We start from the raw sequence: 18612 nt of genomic DNA, 5'->3' as shown, positions 1-18612 counted from the left end.
CGCGCGGGCCCGGAAGGCGCCGTAGCGAGGGGACCCGTAGCGCAGCGGAGGGCCGGATGCAGGAGCAAGCGGTTTTGCGTCCCTTTTGCCAAGACAAAAGGGACCCGCCGTAAAGGCGGAAGGGGCCAGTAGCGCCACTACACACAATGGATCAGCCCACGATCTAGATGCCAAGCCAAGCCAAGCCAAGCCAAGCTCCCCGACAATCCGTGAAGAACCGGTTTTGCGGTGCACGCCTCACCAGGCTGAGCTACTACACCCGCGGTGCCTATCATCACGAAGCCGCTTCCACCTCCAGAAACGCCGCTTCAAGCAACTGCCGCGTATAGGGATGCTGCGGCGCATGGAAAATCGCCTGCGCATCCCCTTGCTCCACAACGTGTCCATGACGGATGACCATCAACTGATGGCTCAGCGCCTTGACCACCGCCAGGTCATGGCTGATGAACAGGTAGGTCAGGTTGTACTTCTGTTGCAGATTGCGCAGCAGCTCCACCACCTGGCGTTGCACGGTGCGGTCCAGTGCCGAGGTCGGTTCGTCGAGCAGGATCAGGGCAGGTTTGAGCACCAATGCCCGGGCGATGGCGATGCGCTGGCGCTGGCCACCGGAGAACTCATGGGGGTAACGGTGGCGGGTGTGCGGGTCCAGGCCGACTTCCTTCAGCGCGGCGATGATCGCCGCTTCCTGTTCCTCGGCGGTGCCGATGCGGTGGATGCGCAAGCCTTCGCCGACGATTTCCGCCACCGACATGCGCGGGCTGAGACTGCCAAAGGGGTCCTGGAACACTACCTGCATTTCCCGCCGCAGTGGCCGCACCTGCTTCTGGTTCATGTCTTCCAGGGCCTGGCCGTGGAAGCGGATGCCGCCGCGGCTGGCGATCAGGCGCAGGATCGCCAGGCCCAAGGTCGACTTGCCTGAGCCGCTTTCGCCGACGATGCCCAGGGTCTGGCCCTGAGGCAGGCTGAAATTGATGCCATCGACCGCCTTCACATGGTCGACCGTCTTGCGCAGCAGGCCCTTCTTGATCGGAAACCAGACCTTGAGGTCGTCGACTTCCAGCAGCGGCGCGCCGACCGGGTTGTGCGCGGGCAGGCCGCTGGGTTCTGCGTTGATCAGCATCTGTGTGTAGGGATGCTGCGGCGCGCTGAACAGTGTGGCGCAGTCGGCCTGCTCGACGATCTGCCCACGCTGCATCACGCATACCCGATGGGCGATGCGTCGTACCAGATTGAGGTCGTGACTGATCAGCAGCAGCGCCATGTCCAAACGTGCCTGCAGCGCTTTGAGCAGGTCGAGAATCTTGAGCTGCACGGTGACGTCGAGCGCCGTGGTCGGTTCGTCGGCAATCAGCAGTTCCGGCTCGTTGGCCAAGGCCATGGCGATCATCACCCGTTGGCGCTGGCCGCCGGAGAGCTCGTGGGGCAAGGCCTTGAGGCGCTTGCGGGGCTCGGGAATACCGACCATCTCCAGTAACTCGAGGGTGCGCGCGGTGGCTTGCTTGCCGGTCAGCCCCTTGTGCAGCAGAAGGATCTCGTTGATCTGCTTCTCGATGCTGTGCAGCGGATTCAGCGACGTCATCGGCTCCTGGAAAATCATGGCAATACGGTCGCCGCGGATGCGCTGCATGGCCTTCTCGCCCTGCTGTAGCAGGTCCTTGCCCTGGTACTGGATGCTGCCGCTGGGGTGCCGGGCGAGCGGGTAGGGCAGCAGGCGCAGGATCGAATGGGCGGTGACCGACTTGCCCGAGCCGCTCTCGCCGACCAACGCCAGGGTCTCGCCCTTGCGGATATCGAAGCTGATGCCGTCGACCACGCGATTGACGTGTTCGCCGGTGATGAACTCCACCGCCAGGTCACGCACTTCGATCAGGTTCTGTTCACTCATGTCACTTCCTCGGGTCGAAGGCATCGCGGGCGGATTCGCCGATGAACACCAGCAGGCTCAGCATGATCGCCAGCACGGCGAAGGCGCTGATACCCAGCCACGGCGCTTGCAGGTTGGACTTGCCCTGGGCCACCAGTTCACCCAGCGAGGGCGCCCCCGGTGGCAGGCCGAAGCCAAGGAAGTCCAGGGCGGTGAGGGTGCCGATGGCGCCGGTGAGGATGAACGGCATGAAGGTCATGGTCGAGATCATCGCGTTGGGCAGGATGTGCCGGTACATGATCGCGCCATTGCGCATGCCCAAGGCGCGGGCGGCACGCACGTATTCGAGGTTGCGCCCGCGCAGGAATTCGGCCCGCACCACGTCCACCAGGCTCATCCACGAGAACAGCAGCATGATCCCTAGTAACCACCAGAAATTGGGTTGCACGAAGCTGGCCAGGATGATCAGCAGGTACAGCACCGGCAGGCCAGACCAGATCTCCAGGAAACGTTGTCCGGCAAGGTCGACCCAGCCGCCGTAGAACCCCTGCAAGGCGCCTGCGATCACGCCGATGATCGAGCTCAGCACGGTCAGCGTCAGGGCGAACAGCACCGACACGCGGAAACCATAGATCACCCGAGCCAGCACGTCGCGGCCTTGGTCGTCGGTGCCCAGCCAGTTGTCCGCCGAGGGCGGGGCCGGGGCAGGCACCTGCAGGTCATAGTTGATGCTCTGGTAACTGAAGGGGATGGGCGCCCACAGGATGAAACTGTCTTTCTTGGCCAGCAGTTCGCGGATGTACGGGCTCTTGTAGTTGGCCTCCAGCGGGAATTCGCCGCCGAAGGTGGTTTCCGGGTAGCGCTTGAATGCCGGGAAGTACCACTGGCCGTCGTAGCGCACTGCGATCGGCTTGTCGTTGGCGATCAGTTCGGCACCCAGGCTCAGGCCGAACAGGATGAGGAACAACCACAGCGACCACCAGCCGCGACGGTTGGCCTTGAAGCGCTCGAAGCGCCGGCGATTGAGAGGGGACAAGGCCATGTCAGTGCTCCCGGCTGGCGAAGTCGATGCGCGGATCGACCAGGGTGTAAGTGAGGTCGCCGATCAGCTTCACCACCAGCCCCAGCAGGGTGAAGATGAACAAGGTGCCGAACACCACCGGATAGTCGCGGTTGATCGCTGCCTCGAAGCTCATCAGTCCCAGGCCGTCGAGGGAGAAGATCACCTCGATGAGCAGGGAACCGGTGAAGAAGATGCCGATGAACGCCGAGGGGAATCCGGCGATGACCAGCAGCATGGCGTTGCGGAACACGTGCCCGTAGAGCACCCGCGACCGACTCAGGCCTTTGGCCTTGGCGGTGATCACGTACTGCTTGTTGATCTCGTCGAGGAAGCTGTTCTTGGTCAGCAGGGTCATGGTGGCGAAGTTGCCGATGACCAGTGCGGTGATCGGCAGCACCAGGTGCCAGAAGTAGTCGAGGATCTTGCCGGTGGTGCTCAGTTCGTCGAAGTTGTTCGAGGTCAGTCCGCGCAGCGGGAACCAGTCGAAGTAGCTGCCGCCGGCGAACAGCACGATCAGCAGGATGGCGAACAGGAATGCCGGGATGGCATAGCCGACGATGATCGCCGAACTGGTCCAGACGTCGAAGTGGCTACCGTGGCGCACCGCTTTGGCGATGCCCAGCGGGATCGACACCAGGTACATGATCAAGGTGCTCCACAGCCCCAGCGAGATCGATACCGGCATCTTCTCGGCGATCAGGTCGATGACCTTGGCGTCGCGGAAGAAGCTGTCGCCGAAGTCGAGTCGGGCGTAGTTCTTGATCATGATCCACAGGCGTTCCGGCGCCGACTTGTCGAAGCCATACATCTTCTCGATCTCGGCCACCAGCGCCGGGTCCAGGCCCTGGGCACCGCGGTAGTTGGAGCCGGCCACCGAGACTTCGGCACCGCCGCCGGCGATGCGGCTGGTGGCGCCCTCGAAGCCTTCGAGCTTGGCGATCATCTGTTCGACCGGGCCGCCGGGGGCGGCCTGGACGATGACGAAGTTGATGATCAGGATGCCGAACAGGGTCGGGATGATCAGCAGCAGGCGCCGCAGGATGTAGGCCAGCATGTCAGTTCGCCTCGTCTGCGGGCGCCTCGGTGACCGTTGGGGTCACCTCGGGTTTGATCCACCAGGTGTCGATTCCCACGTCGTACCGGGGCGATACCTTGGGATGGCCGATGTGGTTCCAGTAGGCCACGCGCCAGGTCTTGATGTGCCAGTTGGGGATCACGTAGTAGCCCCACAGCAGCACGCGGTCCAGGGCCCGGGTGTGGTTGATCAGGCTCTGGCGCGAGTCGGCGTTGATCAGTTGTTCCACCAACTGATCGATAGCCGGGTCGCGCAGGCCGATGAAGTTGCGGCTGCCTGGATTGTCGGCGGCGGCGCTGGTCCAGTACTCGCGCTGTTCGTTGCCCGGCGAACTGGATTGCGGGAAGCCGCCGACGATCATGTCGAAGTCGCGCGAGCGCAGGCGGTTGATGTACTGGGAGACGTCGACACGGCGGATATTGAGCTCGATGCCAAGATCGGCGAGGTTGCGCTTGAAGGGCAGCAGCACGCGTTCGAACTCGGTCTGCGCGAGAAGAAACTCGATGCTCACCGGTTTACCCTGGGCATCGACCATCTTGTCGTCGACGATCTTCCAGCCGGCTGCCTGCAACAGATGGTAGGCCTTGCGCTGCTGGTCGCGGATCATTCCGCTGCCATCGCTCACCGGGTTGTGGAAGGCTTCGCTGAAGACCCGTTCGGGGACCTTGCCACGCAGCGGTTCGAGAATGCGCAGCTCGTCGTCGCTGGGCAGGCCGCGGGCGGCCATCTCGGAGTTTTCGAAGTAGCTACCGGTGCGGGTGTAGGCGCCGTTGAACAGCTGCTTGTTGGTCCACTCGTAGTCCAGCAACTGGCTCAGCGCTTCGCGTACACGGATATCCTGGAACACCGGGCGGCGCAGGTTGAAGATGAAGCCTTGCATACCCGTGGGGTTGCCGTTGGGCAGTTCTTCCTTGATCAGGCGGCCCTCGCGCACCGGTGGGACGTTGTAGGCGGTGGCCCAGTTCTTCGCGCTCATCTCCAGCCAGTAGTCGAACGCGCCGGCCTTCAGTGCCTCCAGGGCCACGGTGTTGTCGCGGTAGGCGTCGAAGGTCATGACATCGAAGTTGTACTGGCCGCGGTTGATCGGCAGGTCCTTGGCCCAGTAGTCCTTGAACCGCTCATAGCGGATCGAGCGCCCGGCCTTGACCTTGGCGATCTGGTACGGGCCACTGCCCAGCGGAATCTCCAGATTGCCGCGGGCGAAGTCGCGGTCCTGGTACCAATGCTTGGGCAGTACCGGCAGCTGCCCGAGGATCAGCGGCAGCTCACGGTTGTTCTTGTGCTTGAAGGTGAACCGCACGCGCAACGGGTCTTCAGCGACCACCTCGGCGACATCGGCGTAGTACTGCCGGTACAGCGGCGCGCCCTGGGTGGTCAGGGCATTGAAGGTGAACACCACGTCCTCGGCGCGGATCGGATGACCATCATGGAAGCGCGCCTCGGGACGCAGGTAGAAGCGTACCCAGCTGTTGTCCGGCGCTTTCTCGATCTTGCCGGCGACCAGGCCGTACTCGGTGAACGGCTCGTCCAGGCTCTGGCGCATCAAGGTGTCGTAGATCAGGCCCAAACCGTCGGCAGGCACGCCTTTGTTGATGTACGGATTGAGGCTGTCGAAACCACCGAAGCTGGACTGGCGGAATGTACCACCCTTGGGGGCGTCGGGATTGACGTAGTCGAAGTGCTTGAAGTCGGCCGGGTATTTCGGCGCCTCGTCGTAGAGGGTGAGCGCATGTTGCGGTGCGGCCAGGGCCGGAAGGCTCAGGCAGGCGAGCAGCAGGCTGCCTGCCAACCGGCGCAGGCGGGGCAATGGCGTCATTGGGCTTTCTCCGAAGTCTTGATCCACCAACTGTTCAACCCGAGTGTATAGGGCGGCGTGGTGACGAAGGCGAACCGGTTGCGGTAGGCCAGGCGATGGTTGTCCAGGTACCAGTTGGGGATCATGTAGTACTGCCATGAGAGCACGCGGTCCAGAGCGCGGGCGGCGGCCACCTGATCATCGCGGGTGCGGGCGGCGAGAAGGGTGTCGAGCAAGTGGTCGACCACCGGGTCCTTGACCCCCGCGTAGTTCTTGCCGCCTTTGGTCGAGGCTTGGCTGGAGTGGAAATACAGCCATTGCTCCAGGCCCGGGCTCAAGGTCTGACTGAGTGTCATCAGGATCATGTCGAAGTCGAACTGGTCCAGGCGTTGTTTGTACTGGGCGCGGTCCACGGTACGCAAGTGGGCATCGATGCCGATACTTGCAAGGTTTTCGACATAGGGCTGCAGAATGCGTTCGAGATTCGGGTTGACCAGCAGAATCTCCATGCGCAGTTGCCGGCCCTTGGCGTTGACCAGGCGTTGGCCATCGAGCTTCCAGCCGGCTTGGCCGAGCAGGGCCAGCGCCTGGCGCAGGGTCTGGCGGTTGATGCCGCGGCCATCGGTATGGCTGACCTGGAAAGGTTGGGTGAACAGCGCGTCGGGCAGTTGCTCACGCCAGGGGGCCAGCAGCAGCCACTCCTTGCCGGTGGGCAGCCCGGTGGCCGCGAATTCGCTGTTTGGGTAGTAGCTGGTCGAGCGTCGGTAGGCACCGCTGAACAGGGCGCGGTTGGTCCACTCGAAGTCGAGCATCAGGCCCAGCGCCTGGCGTACGCGGGCGTCGCTGAACGTGGCGCGGCGGCTGTTCATGAACAGGCCTTGGGTCTGGGTCGGGATGCGGTGGGGAATCTGCGCCTTGATCACCTCGCCGCGGCGCACGGCCGGGAAGGTGTAGCCGTTGGCCCAATTCTTGGCCTGGTGTTCGATATAGATGTCGAATTCGCCGGCCTTGAATGCCTCGAACGCCACCGTGGCGTCGCGGTAGAACTCGTATTCGACACGGTTGAAATTGTATTTTCCGCGATTGACGGCAAGGTCCTTGCCCCAGTAGTTCTTGACCCGCGTGAACACCAGGCGGCGTCCGGGTTGCACCTCGGTAATGCGATACGGGCCGCTGCCCAGGGGCGGAGTGAAGGTGGTGGCCTTGAAGTCGCGGCCTTGCCAGTAGTGCTTGGGCAGCACAGGCATCTCGCCCAGGCGCAGGATCAGCAGCGGGTTGCCTGCGCGCTTGAACACGAAGCGGATGCGCAGCGGGCCGAGGATGTCGACGCGAGCGACTTCCTGCAAGTTGGTGCGGTAGATCGGATGGCCGTCCTTGAGCAAGGTGCGGTAGGAAAAGGCCACGTCCGCCGAGGTAATTGGCGTGCCGTCATGCCAGCGCGCTTCCGGGCGCAAGTTGAACACCACCCAGCTGCGATCCTCGCTGTACTCCACTGTGCGGGCGATCAGGCCATAACTGGAGGTGGCCTCGTCGCCGGAAGGGTCGTACTGGCCGGTGCCCACCATCAGCGTCTCGTTCAGTTCGCTGACGCCGTACTGCAGGAAGTTGGGCGTGGTGACTGGGCTGGTGCCCTTGAAGGTATAAGGGTTGAGCGTGTCGAAGGTGCCAAATGCCATGGCGCGCAAGGTGCCGCCCTTGGGCGCTTGCGGATTGACCCAGTCGAAATGAGTGAATGTGGCTGGGTACTTGAGCGTGCCGAACTGCGCGTATCCGTGGCTTTCGCTCACCATCGCGACTGCGGGAAAGCTCAAGGCCAGGCTGAGGAGCAGCAGGAGGGGACGTATCAAGGCGGCATCCGATCCAGAGGCGTTGGGCTTTGGTCGGAGTACAGTAACAGCTTGGCGGGATTGGAAAAAGAGGATGTCGGACGTGATTTCGGGATGCCCACGGCGCCTTGGACGGCGGCCTTGAGGGCCGCAGCGCGACCCCTGACATCAATGCAGCATCAAGGACATCCCGATTACATCAGTGCGGCAGGTAGACGGTCAGCGTCTGGCCGGGCTTGAGCGCGTGGCCGCTGCGCGGGTTCCAGCGCTTGAGGTGCTTCATCTCGACATTGAAACGTTTGGCAACCAAATACAGCGAGTCACCTTTGCGGACTTTGTACTGGGTGGAGCGCTTCCCGGAGGCGGCGACCCGGTTGCCCGCGCTGCTGCCACCACGTAGCGCCAGTACTTGGCCGGCCTTCAGGCGACTGCCCGACAGCTTGTTCCAACGCTGGATGTCCTTTACCGAAACCCGGTTGGCCCGAGCGATGGTGCTCAGGTTGTCGCCACGTTTGACCCGGTAGCTACGGGCTGCAGGCGCCTTGGCCTCGGCCATGGCCCGGGCGAACACGGCCTTGTTCGGTTGCAGGCTCAGCAACTGCTCGGGCTTGAGGTTGGACAGGCTGTCGCTCAGCAGCTGCGCTTTGGCGGTCGGCACCAACAGCTGCTTGGGGCCATCCACGGTCATGCGCTTCTTGAATGCGGGGTTGAGCTGGATCAGCTCGTCTTCGTCGATATTGGCGAAGGCGGCGACTCGCGACAGGTCGAGTCGTTCGTTGATGGCGATGGCCTCGAAGTAGGGTTCGTTGGCAATCGGGCTGAGGTTCACGCCATAGGCCTCCGGGGTGGAGACCACTTGTGACAGGGCCAGCAGCTTGGGTACGTAGTCGCGGGTTTCCTGCGGCAATGGCAGGTTCCAGTAGTCGGTGGGCAGGCCGAGGCGCTCGTTGCGTTCGATGGCGCGGCTGACGGTGCCTTCGCCGGCATTGTAGGCGGCCAGGGCGAGCAGCCAGTCGCCGTTGAACATATCGTGCAGGCGGCTCAGGTAGTCGAGGGCCGCGTTGGTCGAGGCGGTGATGTCGCGGCGCCCATCGTAGAAGCTGGTCTGGCGCAGGTTGAAGTGGCGACCGGTGGATGGGATGAACTGCCACATGCCGGCGGCATGGGCCCGGGAGTACGCCATCGGGTTGTACGCGCTCTCGATGGCCGGCAGCAGGGCCAGTTCCAGCGGCATGTTGCGCTCTTCGAGACGCTCGACGATGTAGTGCAGATACAGGCTGCCGCGCTCGCTGGCGTTCTCGAGGAACGATGGATTGCTGGCGAACCACAGGCGCTGTTGCTCGATGCGCGGATTGACGTCGATATCGTCCTGCAGGGCGAAGCCTTGACGCATCCGCTCCCACACGTCCTGCGGGGCCTGCTCGGCGGGTTTGACCGCCAGCGTCTGGGGCTTGTGCTTGATCCGCGCCTGGTAGCTGTGTGCGCGAACGCTGTCGGCTTCGTCGAGCTGACGGGTGCTCTGGCAGCCCACGAGCGTGGCGGCCAGGGCAAGCGCACTGATCTGGGCCAGGCGCGTCAGGGCAACGGAATGAGAGGTTCTGCGGCTACGAGAAGACATCGGCGGGGACAGTTATCCGGGCAAAAAATTTCGGCGATTCTAGAAACCGCTCCCAGCCGGGTCAACCTTTGAGCGCACTATGCGATATATCTTGGGGTTATCAGAAGCTGTCCTTCCAAGACCTCAAGGCAGCAAAAACAGCGGCTTGGCTTGTATTGGAAAGCCCCTTCCATTCGTCTGCTTTTTGTTTAACGGATGTTTCAGCGGTGCGCAGGAAGGGGTTGGTCTGGCGCTCCAGGCCGATCGTGGATGGCAAGGTGATGCGATGGTCAGCGCGCAACCGTGTCACGTCTTCGAAGCGTTGGGCAATGTGCGGATTTTCAGGCTCCACGGCCTTGGCAAAGCGCAGATTGCTCAGAGTGTATTCATGTGCGCAGTACACCTGGGTCGCGCTCGGCAGCGCCGCCAGGCGGGCGAGGGCAGGTTGCATCTGCTCCGGCGTGCCTTCGAACATGCGCCCGCAGCCGGCGGCGAACAAGGTGTCGCCACTGAACAGCAGCGGCACTGGCTGGTCGGCCGTATAGTAGGCAATGTGGCCAAGGGTATGACCCGGCACTGCCAGTACGTCGAAGGTCAGGCCGAGCACCTCGACCTGGTCATGATCGTGCAAAGCCAGGTCGCGGCCGGGAATGTGCTCGTTCGCCGGGCCGCAGACGCGTGCGCCGGTTCGCTGCTTGAGGCGTTCGACACCGCCGACGTGGTCCTGGTGATGGTGGGTGACCAGGATGTCGCTCAGTACCCAGTCGGGGTGGGCGTCGAGCCAGGCTTGCACCGGGCCTGCGTCGCCCGGGTCGACCACCGCGCAGCGGCGTTTGGCAGTATCCTGTAACAACCAGATGTAGTTGTCGGAGAAAGCGGGTAGTGCATCGATCTGTATCATGGTGCGGATCCGATTCGCCAAGCGTGGGACATGAAGGCATCTTAGCCGCGATGGCGCGGGGCGAGAACCTTCGAGGGAGAACGCAATGACCGACCAAGCCTTTGCCCAGGCCGACCCGGACTGGGTCAAGCTGATCAGCCTGGCCCGTGAGTGGTTCGACGGGCCGATTGGGCAACTGATGTTGAAAGAAGAGGAAAAACTGCTCGAAGAAGAGCTCGGGCGCTTCTTCGGCGGCTATCTGGTGCACTACGGACCTTGCGCCGATGCGCCGCCCACCGCCCCGCAGGTGCAGCGCAACGTCCGCCTCGGTGCGCCGTTGCCTGGGGTCGAGATCGTCTGTGAAGAGCAGGCCTGGCCCCTGGGTGAGCACGCCGCCGACGTGGTGGTGCTGCAGCACGGCCTGGATTTCAGCCTCTCGCCCCATGGTCTGCTGCGTGAAGCGGCCAGTGCGGTTCGGCCGGGCGGGCATTTGCTGATCGTCGGCATCAACCCCTGGAGCAGCTGGGGCATGCGCCATTTCTTCAGCCATGGTGCGTTGCGCAAGGCACGTTGCATCTCGGCATCGCGGGTGGGTGACTGGCTCAACCTGCTGGGCTTCGCGCTGGAGAAACGCCGCTTCGGGTGCTATCGTCCGCCGCTTGCCTCGCCGGCCTGGCAGCAACGCCTGGCGGGCTGGGAGCGAGTCGCGGGAGGGCGCCAGAGCGCGGGCGGCGGTGTTTACCTGCTGGTCGCGCGCAAGATGGTGGTCGGCTTGCGCCCCCTGCGTCCGCAACGCCGCGAGCCCATGGGCAAGCTGCTGCCGCTGCCGCTGGCCAAAGTCAACCGCAGCGCCGCCGACCCCGAATCCGAAAAGCACTGAACATGAGTGGTACATGAGCGATAACGTCGAGATCTACACCGATGGCGCCTGCAAGGGTAATCCTGGTCCTGGTGGCTGGGGCGTCCTGATGATCTACAAGGGTGTCGAGAAGGAATTGTGGGGCGGCGAGCGCGAGACCACCAACAACCGCATGGAGCTGATGGCTGCGATCCAGGGCCTGATGGCCCTCAAGCGTGAATGCGAAGTGGTGCTGACCACTGACTCGCAGTACGTGATGAAGGGCATCAACGAATGGATGAGCAACTGGAAGAAGCGCGGCTGGAAGACCGCCGCCAAGGAGCCGGTGAAGAACGCCGACCTGTGGCAGCAGCTCGACGAACAGGTCAATCGCCACAAGGTGACCTGGAAATGGGTGCGGGGGCATATCGGCCACCCTGGTAACGAACGCGCCGACCAGCTGGCCAATCGGGGCGTCGACGAGGTGCGCGCGCAGCGTTGAGGTGGGGTACAATCCCACGCTTTGTGATGTGTTCAAGTGTGGAGCCTGCGCGTGGAGCAGCAAGATAAACGGTTCGTCATTCTCGATACCGAAACCACCGGCATGCCGGTTACCGAAGGCCACCGGATCATCGAGATCGGTTGCGTCGAGGTCATCGGTCGGCGCCTGACCGGACGGCACTTCCACGTCTACCTGCAGCCGGACCGCGAAAGCGACGAAGGTGCGATCAACGTCCACGGCATCACCGATGCGTTCCTGGTAGGCAAGCCGCGCTTCGGCGATGTGGCCGAGGAGTTCTTCGAGTTCATCCAGGGTGCCACCCTGGTCATCCACAACGCGGCGTTCGACGTCGGCTTCATCAACAACGAGTTCGCCTTGCTCGGGCAATCTGAGCGCGCCGACATCTCGCAGCATTGCACCATTCTCGACACCCTGCTGCTGGCACGTGCCCGTCACCCCGGTCAGCGCAACAGCCTCGACGCCCTGTGCAAACGCTACGACATCGATAACTCGGGGCGTGAACTGCACGGCGCACTGCTCGACTCCGAGTTGCTGGCCGATGTCTATCTGGCGATGACCGGTGGCCAGACCAGTCTGTCGCTGGCAGGTCACGGCGCCGAGGGTGACAATGAAGGGCAGGGCAGCGGCGGTAGTGAAATCCGCCGCATCACCGGTCGAGCCATGGGACGGGTGATCATTGCCAGCGCCGAGGAGCTCGAAGCCCATGCCGAGCGCCTGGCGGCGATCGCCAAGTCAGCCGGTGCACCGTCGATGTGGCAGGCCCTGAGCGAGCCGTCGGCCACCTGACCGTTCCCCTGTCCCGGCTGCTTCGCGCCCCGCTGGGTTGAAGTGGCCATCATCGACCGCCGCGGCTCAACTACCCTGAAGGCATCGCCCTGTCCTTCGGAGGTAGTTGCCTGATGTACAAGGACCTCAAGTTCCCCATCCTCATCGTCCACCGCGCCATCAAGGCCGATAGTGTGGCTGGTGAGCGTATCCGCGGTATCGCCGACGAGCTCACCCAGGACGGTTTCACCGTCATCAAGGCTGCTGACCACGCCGAGGCACGCCTGGTCGCGGCCACCCACCATGGCCTGGCGTGCATGTTGCTCGCCGCCGAGGGCGCTGGCGACAACACGCACCTGCTGCAGAACATGGCCGAGTTGATCGGCCTGGCGCGCCTGCGTGCACCCGACCTGCCGATCTTTGCCCTGGGCGAACAGGTCACGCTGGAAAATGCCCCCGCCGAGGCCATGAGCGAGCTCAACCAGCTACGCGGCATCCTCTACCTGTTCGAGGACACGGTGCCGTTCCTGGCCCGGCAGGTGGCGCGGGCTGCGCACAATTACCTCGATGGCCTGTTGCCGCCGTTCTTCAAAGCGCTGGTACAGCATACCGCGCAGTCCAACTACTCCTGGCACACGCCGGGTCACGGAGGTGGCGTGGCCTATCGCAAGAGCCCGGTCGGCCAGGCCTTTCATCAGTTCTTCGGGGAAAACACCCTGCGCTCGGACCTCTCCGTCTCGGTGCCGGAGCTGGGGTCGCTGCTCGACCATACCGGACCGCTGGCCGAGGCCGAAGCCCGTGCCGCGCGCAACTTCGGCGCCGACCACACGTTCTTCGTCATTAATGGCACATCCACCGCTAACAAGATCGTCTGGCACGCCATGGTCGGGCGCGACGATCTGGTGCTGGTGGACCGCAACTGTCACAAATCCGTCGTGCACGCGATCATCATGACCGGGGCCATCCCGATCTATCTGTGCCCCGAGCGTAACGAACTGGGGATCATCGGCCCGATTCCATTGAGCGAATTCAGCGCCGCAGCGATTCAGGCCAAGATTCAGGCCCATCCGTTGGCCAAGGGGCGGGAAGCGCGCATCAAACTGGCGGTGGTCACCAACTCGACCTACGACGGCCTGTGTTACCACGCCGGACTGATCAAGCAGGCCCTGGCTGCCAGCGTGGAGGTGCTGCACTTCGACGAAGCCTGGTTCGCCTACGCCGCTTTTCATGGGTTCTTCACCGAGCGCTATGCCATGGGCACCGCGTGCACGGAGGGAAGTCCGCTGGTGTTCAGTACCCACTCCACCCACAAGCTGCTCGCTGCTTTCAGCCAGGCGTCGATGATCCATGTGCAGGAAGGCGCGCAGCGGCAGTTGGATCGTGACCGCTTCAACGAAGCGTTCATGATGCACATCTCCACCTCGCCGCAGTACAGCATCATTGCCTCGCTGGACGTGGCCTCGGCGATGATGGAGGGCCCCGCCGGGCGCTCGCTGCTGCAGGAAATGTTCGATGAGGCTTTGAGTTTTCGCCGCGCCCTGGCCAACCTGCGCGAGCACCTGGCGCCCGAGGGCTGGTGGTTCAGTATTTGGCAGCCGCCGGCTGCGGAGGGCTGCCAGCAACTCAATGCGCAGGATTGGTCACTGCAGCCGGGGGCCTCCTGGCATGGCTTTGCCGAGGTGGTCGACGATTATGTGTTGCTCGACCCGCTGAAGGTCACGCTGGTGATGCCGGGATTGAGCGCCGGAGGCGTACTTGGGGAGCACGGCATTCCGGCAGCGGTGGTGGGCAAGTTTCTCTGGGAGCGTGGGCTGGTGGTGGAGAAAACCGGGCTGTACAGCTTCCTGGTGTTGTTCTCCATGGGCATCACCAAGGGCAAATGGAGCACGCTGCTGACCGAACTGCTGGAGTTCAAGCGGCACTACGATGCCAACACTGCACTCGGCGTCTGCCTGCCGAGCATCGTCGCGGTAGATGCCAAGCGCTACCAAGGTCTTGGCTTACGTGAGCTGTGCGATCAGCTGCATGACTGTTATCGGGCCAACGCCACGGCCAAGCAATTGGTACGCCTGTTCACCTGCCTGCCGGAGGTGGCGATGACCCCGGCTCAGGCCTATGACCACATGGTCCGCGGTGAGGTCGAAGCAGTACCGATCGAGGCATTGCAAGGGCGAGTCGCGGCGGTGATGTTGGTGCCATACCCGCCGGGTATCGCACTGATCATGCCGGGCGAGCGCTTCACCGAAAAGACCCGCGCGATACTCGACTACCTGGCATTTGCCCGCGCTTTCAGTAGCGGCTTTCCTGGCTTCGTTGCCGACGTCCATGGCCTTCAGGCCGACAACGACCGCTATACGGTCGATTGCATCAAGGAATGCGGATGATCTCGACGCCACTCTGCGCCAGTTCGAAGCGATCCTCACCGAGGTGGGTGACCCGATCGCCGATGGCCAGGCGATAGGTGGTGATCGGTGCGCCCAAGGTGCTGCCGTCGGCCTGGAGCGTGGACTCCTGAAATTCGTGGACGGGATAGATGCGGCCTTCTGCATCACGGGCGTGGAATTGGCCGACCATTACTGCTGCCATTTGGGTGAAAACCTCTGAATTACGTAGGAAATGTCTGCAGGGATAGACCATGGAAGATACAGGGAAGTTTTCGGCTGTAGGAAAAAAAACCAAGTCGCCGCGCAGTGGTCATCTATAACTACAACGTCTCTTAACCCAGTAAAGGTAGGAAAATGCCATGACCCAGGTGTATTCGGTAGCGGTAGTCGTCGGCAGCTTGCGTAAGGACTCGTACAACCGCAAGGTCGCCCGTGCGCTCTCGGAGCTGGCGCCATCGAGCCTTGCGCTGAAGATCGTCGAGATCGGTGACCTGCCGCTGTATAACGAAGATGTCGAGACCGCCGGTGCGCCGGAGGCCTGGACGCGTTTTCGCGACGAAATAAGGCGCAGTGATGCGGTATTGTTCGTCACCCCGGAGTACAACCGCTCGGTGCCGGGTTGCCTGAAAAACGCCATCGATGTGGGTTCGCGGCCCTATGGCCAGAGCGCCTGGAGCGGCAAACCGACCGCGGTGGCGAGCGTTTCGCCTGGTGCCATTGGTGGATTTGGCGCCAACCATGCGGTGCGTCAATCGCTGGTATTCCTCGACATGCCCTGCATGCAGATGCCGGAAGCCTATATCGGTGGTGCCGCTAGCCTGTTCGACGAGGCCGGCAAGCTGAGTGACAAGACTCGTCCGTTCTTGCAGGCCTTCATCGACAAGTTCGCTTCCTGGGTCAAGCTGAACCGGGGGGTCTGATAGACCACGTGCGCCTGTCCCATTGCATTCGCGGGCTTGCCCGCGAATGCCTCGACGCCGCTGCGTCAGAACGCCTGCGGCATCTCGCCCTTGGCCAACCGTCGGTTGATGTCGGCCACCACCTCCGGCAGATCGTTGATGGTATCGATCAGGTAGTGCGGTCGAGATCCCTCGAACATCGCATGGATCCGCTTGCGCTCGCTCTCCAGCTGCCCCGCGTCCAGCGCCTGGTATGCCTCCCAGGTCAGCCCCAGAGCATTGCCCGAGCACACCAGCGCCACGGTCCACATCCCCGCCCGGCGTCCTTCGAGAATGCCTGGCACGGTATCGTCGACCTTGACGCAGGCCGCCACGTCGTCGATACCCAGTGCAATCACGTTGGCCAGCGCCTGGGCCGGCCAAGGACGGCCATTCGGCGTCTCGTCGGTGGCCACCACGTGGTCGGCGACGTAACCATTCTGTGCAGCCAGTTCGACCACCTTGTCCATCACCACTTTCGGGTAGCCCGAGCACGAGCCGATCTTCAGTCCGCTCTGGCGCAGACCCGTGAGGGTTTCCAGCGCGCCGGGGATCAACGCCGAATGCACGGCGATCTTCTCGATCTGTAGCGGCATGAACCGGTTATAGATGGCCGTCACGTCATCATCTGTCGGCGTGCGACCGAACACCTTGCGATAGCGCTCGGCGATGGCCGGAACGTCGCACAGGGTACGAATGTGGTCCCACTTGCCCATGCCCATCGGTCCCCGGGCCTCTTCGATGGACACCTCTACATCGAACTCGGCGAAGGCCTCGACGAAGATCTGCGTGGGGGCGAACGAGCCGAAATCGACCACGGTGCCGGCCCAGTCGAGGATGGCGGCTTGCAGTTGGCTGGGGTTGCTGTAATTCATGTGCGCTGATTCCTGAAATTGGATGGGCCAAGGGTCAGATGTCGAGTACTTCCATTTCCTGCAGTACCTGGGCTACGGCATCGACGGCGGCTTGCATGCCCTCGGCGCCGACCACGCCGATGCAGCCGACGCGGAAGGTTTCGACCTGGGTCAGCTTGCCGGGGTAGAGGATGAAGCCTTTGGCCTTGACCCGCTCGTAGAAGTCCTTGAACTCATAGCGTGGGTCGTTGGGCGCGTGGAAGGTGACGATGATCGGCGCCTGGATCGCGGCGGGCAGGAAGCTGCGCAGGCCGATGGCAGCCATGCCGTCGAGCAGGGTGCGGCAATTGTCGGCGTAGCGTTGGTGACGGGCTGGCAACCCCCCTTCCTCGTTGTACTGCGCCAGGGCTTCGTGCAGGGCGGCGACCACGTGGGTGGGTGGGGTGAATCGCCACTGTCCGGTCTTGGCCATGTAGGCATGCTGGTCGTGCAGGTCCATGGCCAGAGAGTGGGCGTTGCCTTCGGCTGCTGCCAGGGCGTTTTTCTCGGCGAAGACGAAACCCATGCCCGGTACACCCTCCAGGCATTTGCCCGACGCGGCGATGAGGGCTTCGAAGGGGATCTGGCGAGCGTCGATCGGCAAGGCGCCGAACGAGCTCATGGCATCGATGATCAGGCGCTTGCCGTGACGCTCGACGACCTGGGCGATCTCCGCCAACGGATTGAGAATGCCGGTGCTGGTTTCGCAATGAATCAACGCCACATGGGTCAGGGCCGGATCAGCAGACAACAGGCGGTCGACATCGGCGGCAGTGGTCGGTTGGTCCTCGGCAGTTTCGAAGGTGCTGTAGGCACGACCCAGCACCTTGCAGATTTTCGCCAGGCGCTGGCCGTAGGCGCCGTTGATCAGCACCAGGACCTTGCCATCGCGGGGTACCAGTGTGCCGATGGCGGCTTCCACGGCAAAGGTGCCGCTCCCCTGTAGCGGGACGCAATGATGGCTGGCACTGCCGTCGATGATCGCCAGCAACTGCTCGCAGACGCTGGCGGTGAGTTGGTTGAAATCGCGGTCCCAGGAACCCCAGTCCACCAGCATGGCTTGGCGGGTGCGCGCCGAGGTGGTCAATGGGCCGGGGGTCAGCAGAATCGGGGGGGTGCTCATGCCGTGGTTCCTCACAGGGGGTGGGCTGAATCCATGGCGCTCAGGTTGCAATTCCGGCTGTTATCAATCAAATTGTTTGTTGTTATGCCAGTTATAAGTCAGGCCGATACAGATGAATCTTTTCCAGCTTCGCGCCTTCGATGCCGTCGCCCGCGAAGGCAGCTTCACCCGCGCTGCAGCGCGGCTGTTCATCAGCCAGCCGGCAGTGACCGGCCATGTCAAGGCCCTGGAGGAGCATTACCAGATCACCCTGCTGCGTCGCACTGCTCGCCGGGTCGAGCTGACGGAGGAGGGCACGCGCCTGGCGGCGATCACCCGGGCGATGTTCGGCTTGGCCGAGGAAGCCCAGGCCATGCTAGAGGCCAACCGGCAGTTGCTGACCGGGCGCCTGGAGGTCGCGGCCGATGGCCCGCACCGGGTCATGCCGATGCTGGCGCAGTTGCGTGAGCGCTACCCGGGCATCACCGTCAATCTGCGTCTGGGCAATGCCCAGGAAACCCTGGCGGCGCTGTTGTCAGAGCATGCGGACGTCGCCGTGCTCACCGAAATCGAGCCACGCCAGGGGCTGTATCTGCAGAACCTGTGCGAGTCGCGGCTGTGTGCGCTGCTGCCGGCTGGGCATACCTGGGCAACTGCGCCGGATGACCTGCCGTTGGCCGATCTGCACGAACAGATCATGGTCCTGCGCGAGCCGAGCTCGACCACCCGCCTTACCTTCGACCGCGCCTGCGCGGCTGCCGGGGTGCATCCACGGGTGTTGCTGGAACTGGACAGTCGCGAAGCCGTGACCGAGGCGGTGGCTGCGCAGTTGGGGGTCGGCGTCGTATCGTCGACCGAAGTCGCCAACGATCCGCGCATCGTGGCGCGCCCCTTGGCTGGCGAAGGGCTGGTGAACCAGCACATGATCGGTTGCCTGGAACGCCGCCGTGAGTTGCGATTGATCCAGGCCTTTCTGCATCTGGCAGGCGAGTCTTGACATCCTCCCCGCCCTAAAGGACGGGAATTCCTACAGGTAGACGGCCATGCCCGACCGCGAGAATGTTCCTCG

Annotated in this window: 16 protein-coding genes; 6 read left to right on the top strand and 10 right to left on the bottom strand. The window is 63.2% G+C overall.

The genetic code is table 11. The features are described from left to right. Positions 1-274: 274 nt before the first annotated feature. The 7 genes from KY379_RS26475 to gloB form a co-directional block, all read right to left on the bottom strand. Entirely contained in the window at positions 275-1885 is a 1611-nt protein-coding gene (locus KY379_RS26475; protein WP_261242199.1) for an ABC transporter ATP-binding protein, read from the bottom strand. Between the two features lies 1 nt (position 1886). Beyond that, a complete protein-coding gene (locus tag KY379_RS26470; RefSeq protein WP_133332113.1) occupies positions 1887-2906 on the bottom strand; it encodes an ABC transporter permease in 1020 nt (339 codons plus the stop codon). 1 nt (position 2907) lies between these two features. Continuing rightward, the gene (locus tag KY379_RS26465; RefSeq protein WP_133332114.1) at positions 2908-3981 is read right to left on the bottom strand and encodes a microcin C ABC transporter permease YejB; all 1074 of its coding nucleotides are present in this window, start codon (positions 3979-3981) and stop codon (positions 2908-2910) included. Position 3982: 1 nt separating this feature from the next. Continuing rightward, positions 3983-5818, bottom strand: coding sequence for an extracellular solute-binding protein (locus tag KY379_RS26460; RefSeq protein WP_133332115.1), 1836 nt, complete (start codon positions 5816-5818; stop codon positions 3983-3985). Beyond that, on the bottom strand, positions 5815-7641 hold the full coding sequence (locus tag KY379_RS26455; protein ID WP_409977302.1) for an extracellular solute-binding protein: 1827 nt from the start codon (positions 7639-7641) through the stop codon (positions 5815-5817). Before KY379_RS26455 ends, KY379_RS26460 begins: the two co-directional genes overlap by 4 nt. 181 nt (positions 7642-7822) lie before the next feature. Further along, complete coding sequence (locus tag KY379_RS26450; RefSeq protein WP_133332116.1) at positions 7823-9241, bottom strand: lytic transglycosylase domain-containing protein; 1419 nt, start codon at positions 9239-9241, stop codon at positions 7823-7825. A 100-nt stretch (positions 9242-9341) separates the two neighbouring features. Next, entirely contained in the window at positions 9342-10121 is a 780-nt protein-coding gene (gene gloB, locus KY379_RS26445; protein ID WP_261242197.1) for a hydroxyacylglutathione hydrolase, read from the bottom strand. Between the two features lie 85 nt (positions 10122-10206). On the opposite strand from gloB, the gene KY379_RS26440 reads away from it, so the two are divergent. The 4 genes from KY379_RS26440 to KY379_RS26425 all read left to right on the top strand — a co-directional run bounded on the left by KY379_RS26440 (position 10207) and on the right by KY379_RS26425 (position 14610). Then, positions 10207-10980 (top strand): class I SAM-dependent methyltransferase, encoded by a 774-nt coding sequence (locus KY379_RS26440; RefSeq protein WP_133332118.1) that lies wholly within the window; start codon positions 10207-10209, stop codon positions 10978-10980. 13 nt (positions 10981-10993) lie between these two features. After that, positions 10994-11440, top strand: a complete 447-nt coding sequence (gene rnhA / locus KY379_RS26435; RefSeq protein WP_133332119.1) for a ribonuclease HI — start codon at positions 10994-10996, stop codon at positions 11438-11440. Positions 11441-11491: 51 nt separating this feature from the next. Beyond that, complete coding sequence (gene dnaQ, locus KY379_RS26430) at positions 11492-12247, top strand: DNA polymerase III subunit epsilon (protein ID WP_261242181.1); 756 nt, start codon at positions 11492-11494, stop codon at positions 12245-12247. Positions 12248-12360: 113 nt separating this feature from the next. Continuing rightward, a complete protein-coding gene (locus KY379_RS26425; protein ID WP_261242175.1) occupies positions 12361-14610 on the top strand; it encodes an Orn/Lys/Arg decarboxylase N-terminal domain-containing protein in 2250 nt (749 codons plus the stop codon). Here KY379_RS26425 and KY379_RS26420 read toward each other — a convergent pair. Continuing rightward, entirely contained in the window at positions 14594-14812 is a 219-nt protein-coding gene (locus KY379_RS26420) for a hypothetical protein (RefSeq protein ID WP_133332120.1), read from the bottom strand. The two genes, KY379_RS26425 and KY379_RS26420, sit on opposite strands and share 17 nt — an antisense overlap. Before the next feature lie 157 nt (positions 14813-14969). Between KY379_RS26420 and KY379_RS26415 the strand changes: the two genes are divergently transcribed. Then, on the top strand, positions 14970-15530 hold the full coding sequence (locus KY379_RS26415; RefSeq protein ID WP_261242174.1) for an NADPH-dependent FMN reductase: 561 nt from the start codon (positions 14970-14972) through the stop codon (positions 15528-15530). Positions 15531-15595: 65 nt separating this feature from the next. On the opposite strand, the gene phnX is transcribed toward KY379_RS26415, so the two are convergent. Further along, positions 15596-16423 carry a phosphonoacetaldehyde hydrolase gene (phnX, locus tag KY379_RS26410; protein ID WP_133332122.1) on the bottom strand — a complete coding sequence of 276 codons (828 nt, stop codon included), beginning with the start codon at positions 16421-16423 and terminating at the stop codon, positions 15596-15598. A 34-nt stretch (positions 16424-16457) separates the two neighbouring features. Continuing rightward, the gene (locus tag KY379_RS26405) at positions 16458-17564 is read right to left on the bottom strand and encodes a 2-aminoethylphosphonate--pyruvate transaminase (protein WP_261242168.1); all 1107 of its coding nucleotides are present in this window, start codon (positions 17562-17564) and stop codon (positions 16458-16460) included. A 112-nt stretch (positions 17565-17676) separates the two neighbouring features. Here KY379_RS26405 and KY379_RS26400 point away from each other — a divergent pair, with 112 nt between their 5' ends. Continuing rightward, the gene (locus KY379_RS26400; protein ID WP_261242161.1) at positions 17677-18540 is read left to right on the top strand and encodes a LysR substrate-binding domain-containing protein; all 864 of its coding nucleotides are present in this window, start codon (positions 17677-17679) and stop codon (positions 18538-18540) included. The last annotated feature ends 72 nt before the right edge of the window (positions 18541-18612 follow it).

The sequence above is a fragment of the Pseudomonas sp. HD6422 genome (assembly GCF_025377065.1).
In the GTDB taxonomy this organism is placed as follows: domain Bacteria; phylum Pseudomonadota; class Gammaproteobacteria; order Pseudomonadales; family Pseudomonadaceae; genus Aquipseudomonas; species Aquipseudomonas putida_U.
The sequence above is the reverse complement of the archived record's forward strand: the minus strand, read 5'-3'. Positions and strand labels throughout refer to the sequence as shown.

Bases quoted from the DNA above. Each gene is read 5' to 3' on its own strand.
- KY379_RS26475 (WP_261242199.1), bottom strand. From the start codon at position 1,885: ATGAGTGAACAGAACCTGATCGAAGTGCGTGACCTGGCGGTGGAGTTC.
- KY379_RS26470 (WP_133332113.1), bottom strand. From the start codon at position 2,906: ATGGCCTTGTCCCCTCTCAATCGCCGGCGCTTCGAGCGCTTCAAGGCC.
- KY379_RS26465 (WP_133332114.1), bottom strand. From the start codon at position 3,981: ATGCTGGCCTACATCCTGCGGCGCCTGCTGCTGATCATCCCGACCCTG.
- KY379_RS26460 (WP_133332115.1), bottom strand. From the start codon at position 5,818: ATGACGCCATTGCCCCGCCTGCGCCGGTTGGCAGGCAGCCTGCTGCTC.
- KY379_RS26450 (WP_133332116.1), bottom strand. From the start codon at position 9,241: ATGTCTTCTCGTAGCCGCAGAACCTCTCATTCCGTTGCCCTGACGCGC.
- gloB (WP_261242197.1), bottom strand. From the start codon at position 10,121: ATGATACAGATCGATGCACTACCCGCTTTCTCCGACAACTACATCTGG.
- KY379_RS26440 (WP_133332118.1), top strand. From the start codon at position 10,207: ATGACCGACCAAGCCTTTGCCCAGGCCGACCCGGACTGGGTCAAGCTG.
- rnhA (WP_133332119.1), top strand. From the start codon at position 10,994: ATGAGCGATAACGTCGAGATCTACACCGATGGCGCCTGCAAGGGTAAT.
- KY379_RS26425 (WP_261242175.1), top strand. From the start codon at position 12,361: ATGTACAAGGACCTCAAGTTCCCCATCCTCATCGTCCACCGCGCCATC.
- KY379_RS26420 (WP_133332120.1), bottom strand. From the start codon at position 14,812: ATGGCAGCAGTAATGGTCGGCCAATTCCACGCCCGTGATGCAGAAGGC.
- KY379_RS26415 (WP_261242174.1), top strand. From the start codon at position 14,970: ATGACCCAGGTGTATTCGGTAGCGGTAGTCGTCGGCAGCTTGCGTAAG.
- phnX (WP_133332122.1), bottom strand. From the start codon at position 16,423: ATGAATTACAGCAACCCCAGCCAACTGCAAGCCGCCATCCTCGACTGG.
- KY379_RS26405 (WP_261242168.1), bottom strand. From the start codon at position 17,564: ATGAGCACCCCCCCGATTCTGCTGACCCCCGGCCCATTGACCACCTCG.
- KY379_RS26400 (WP_261242161.1), top strand. From the start codon at position 17,677: ATGAATCTTTTCCAGCTTCGCGCCTTCGATGCCGTCGCCCGCGAAGGC.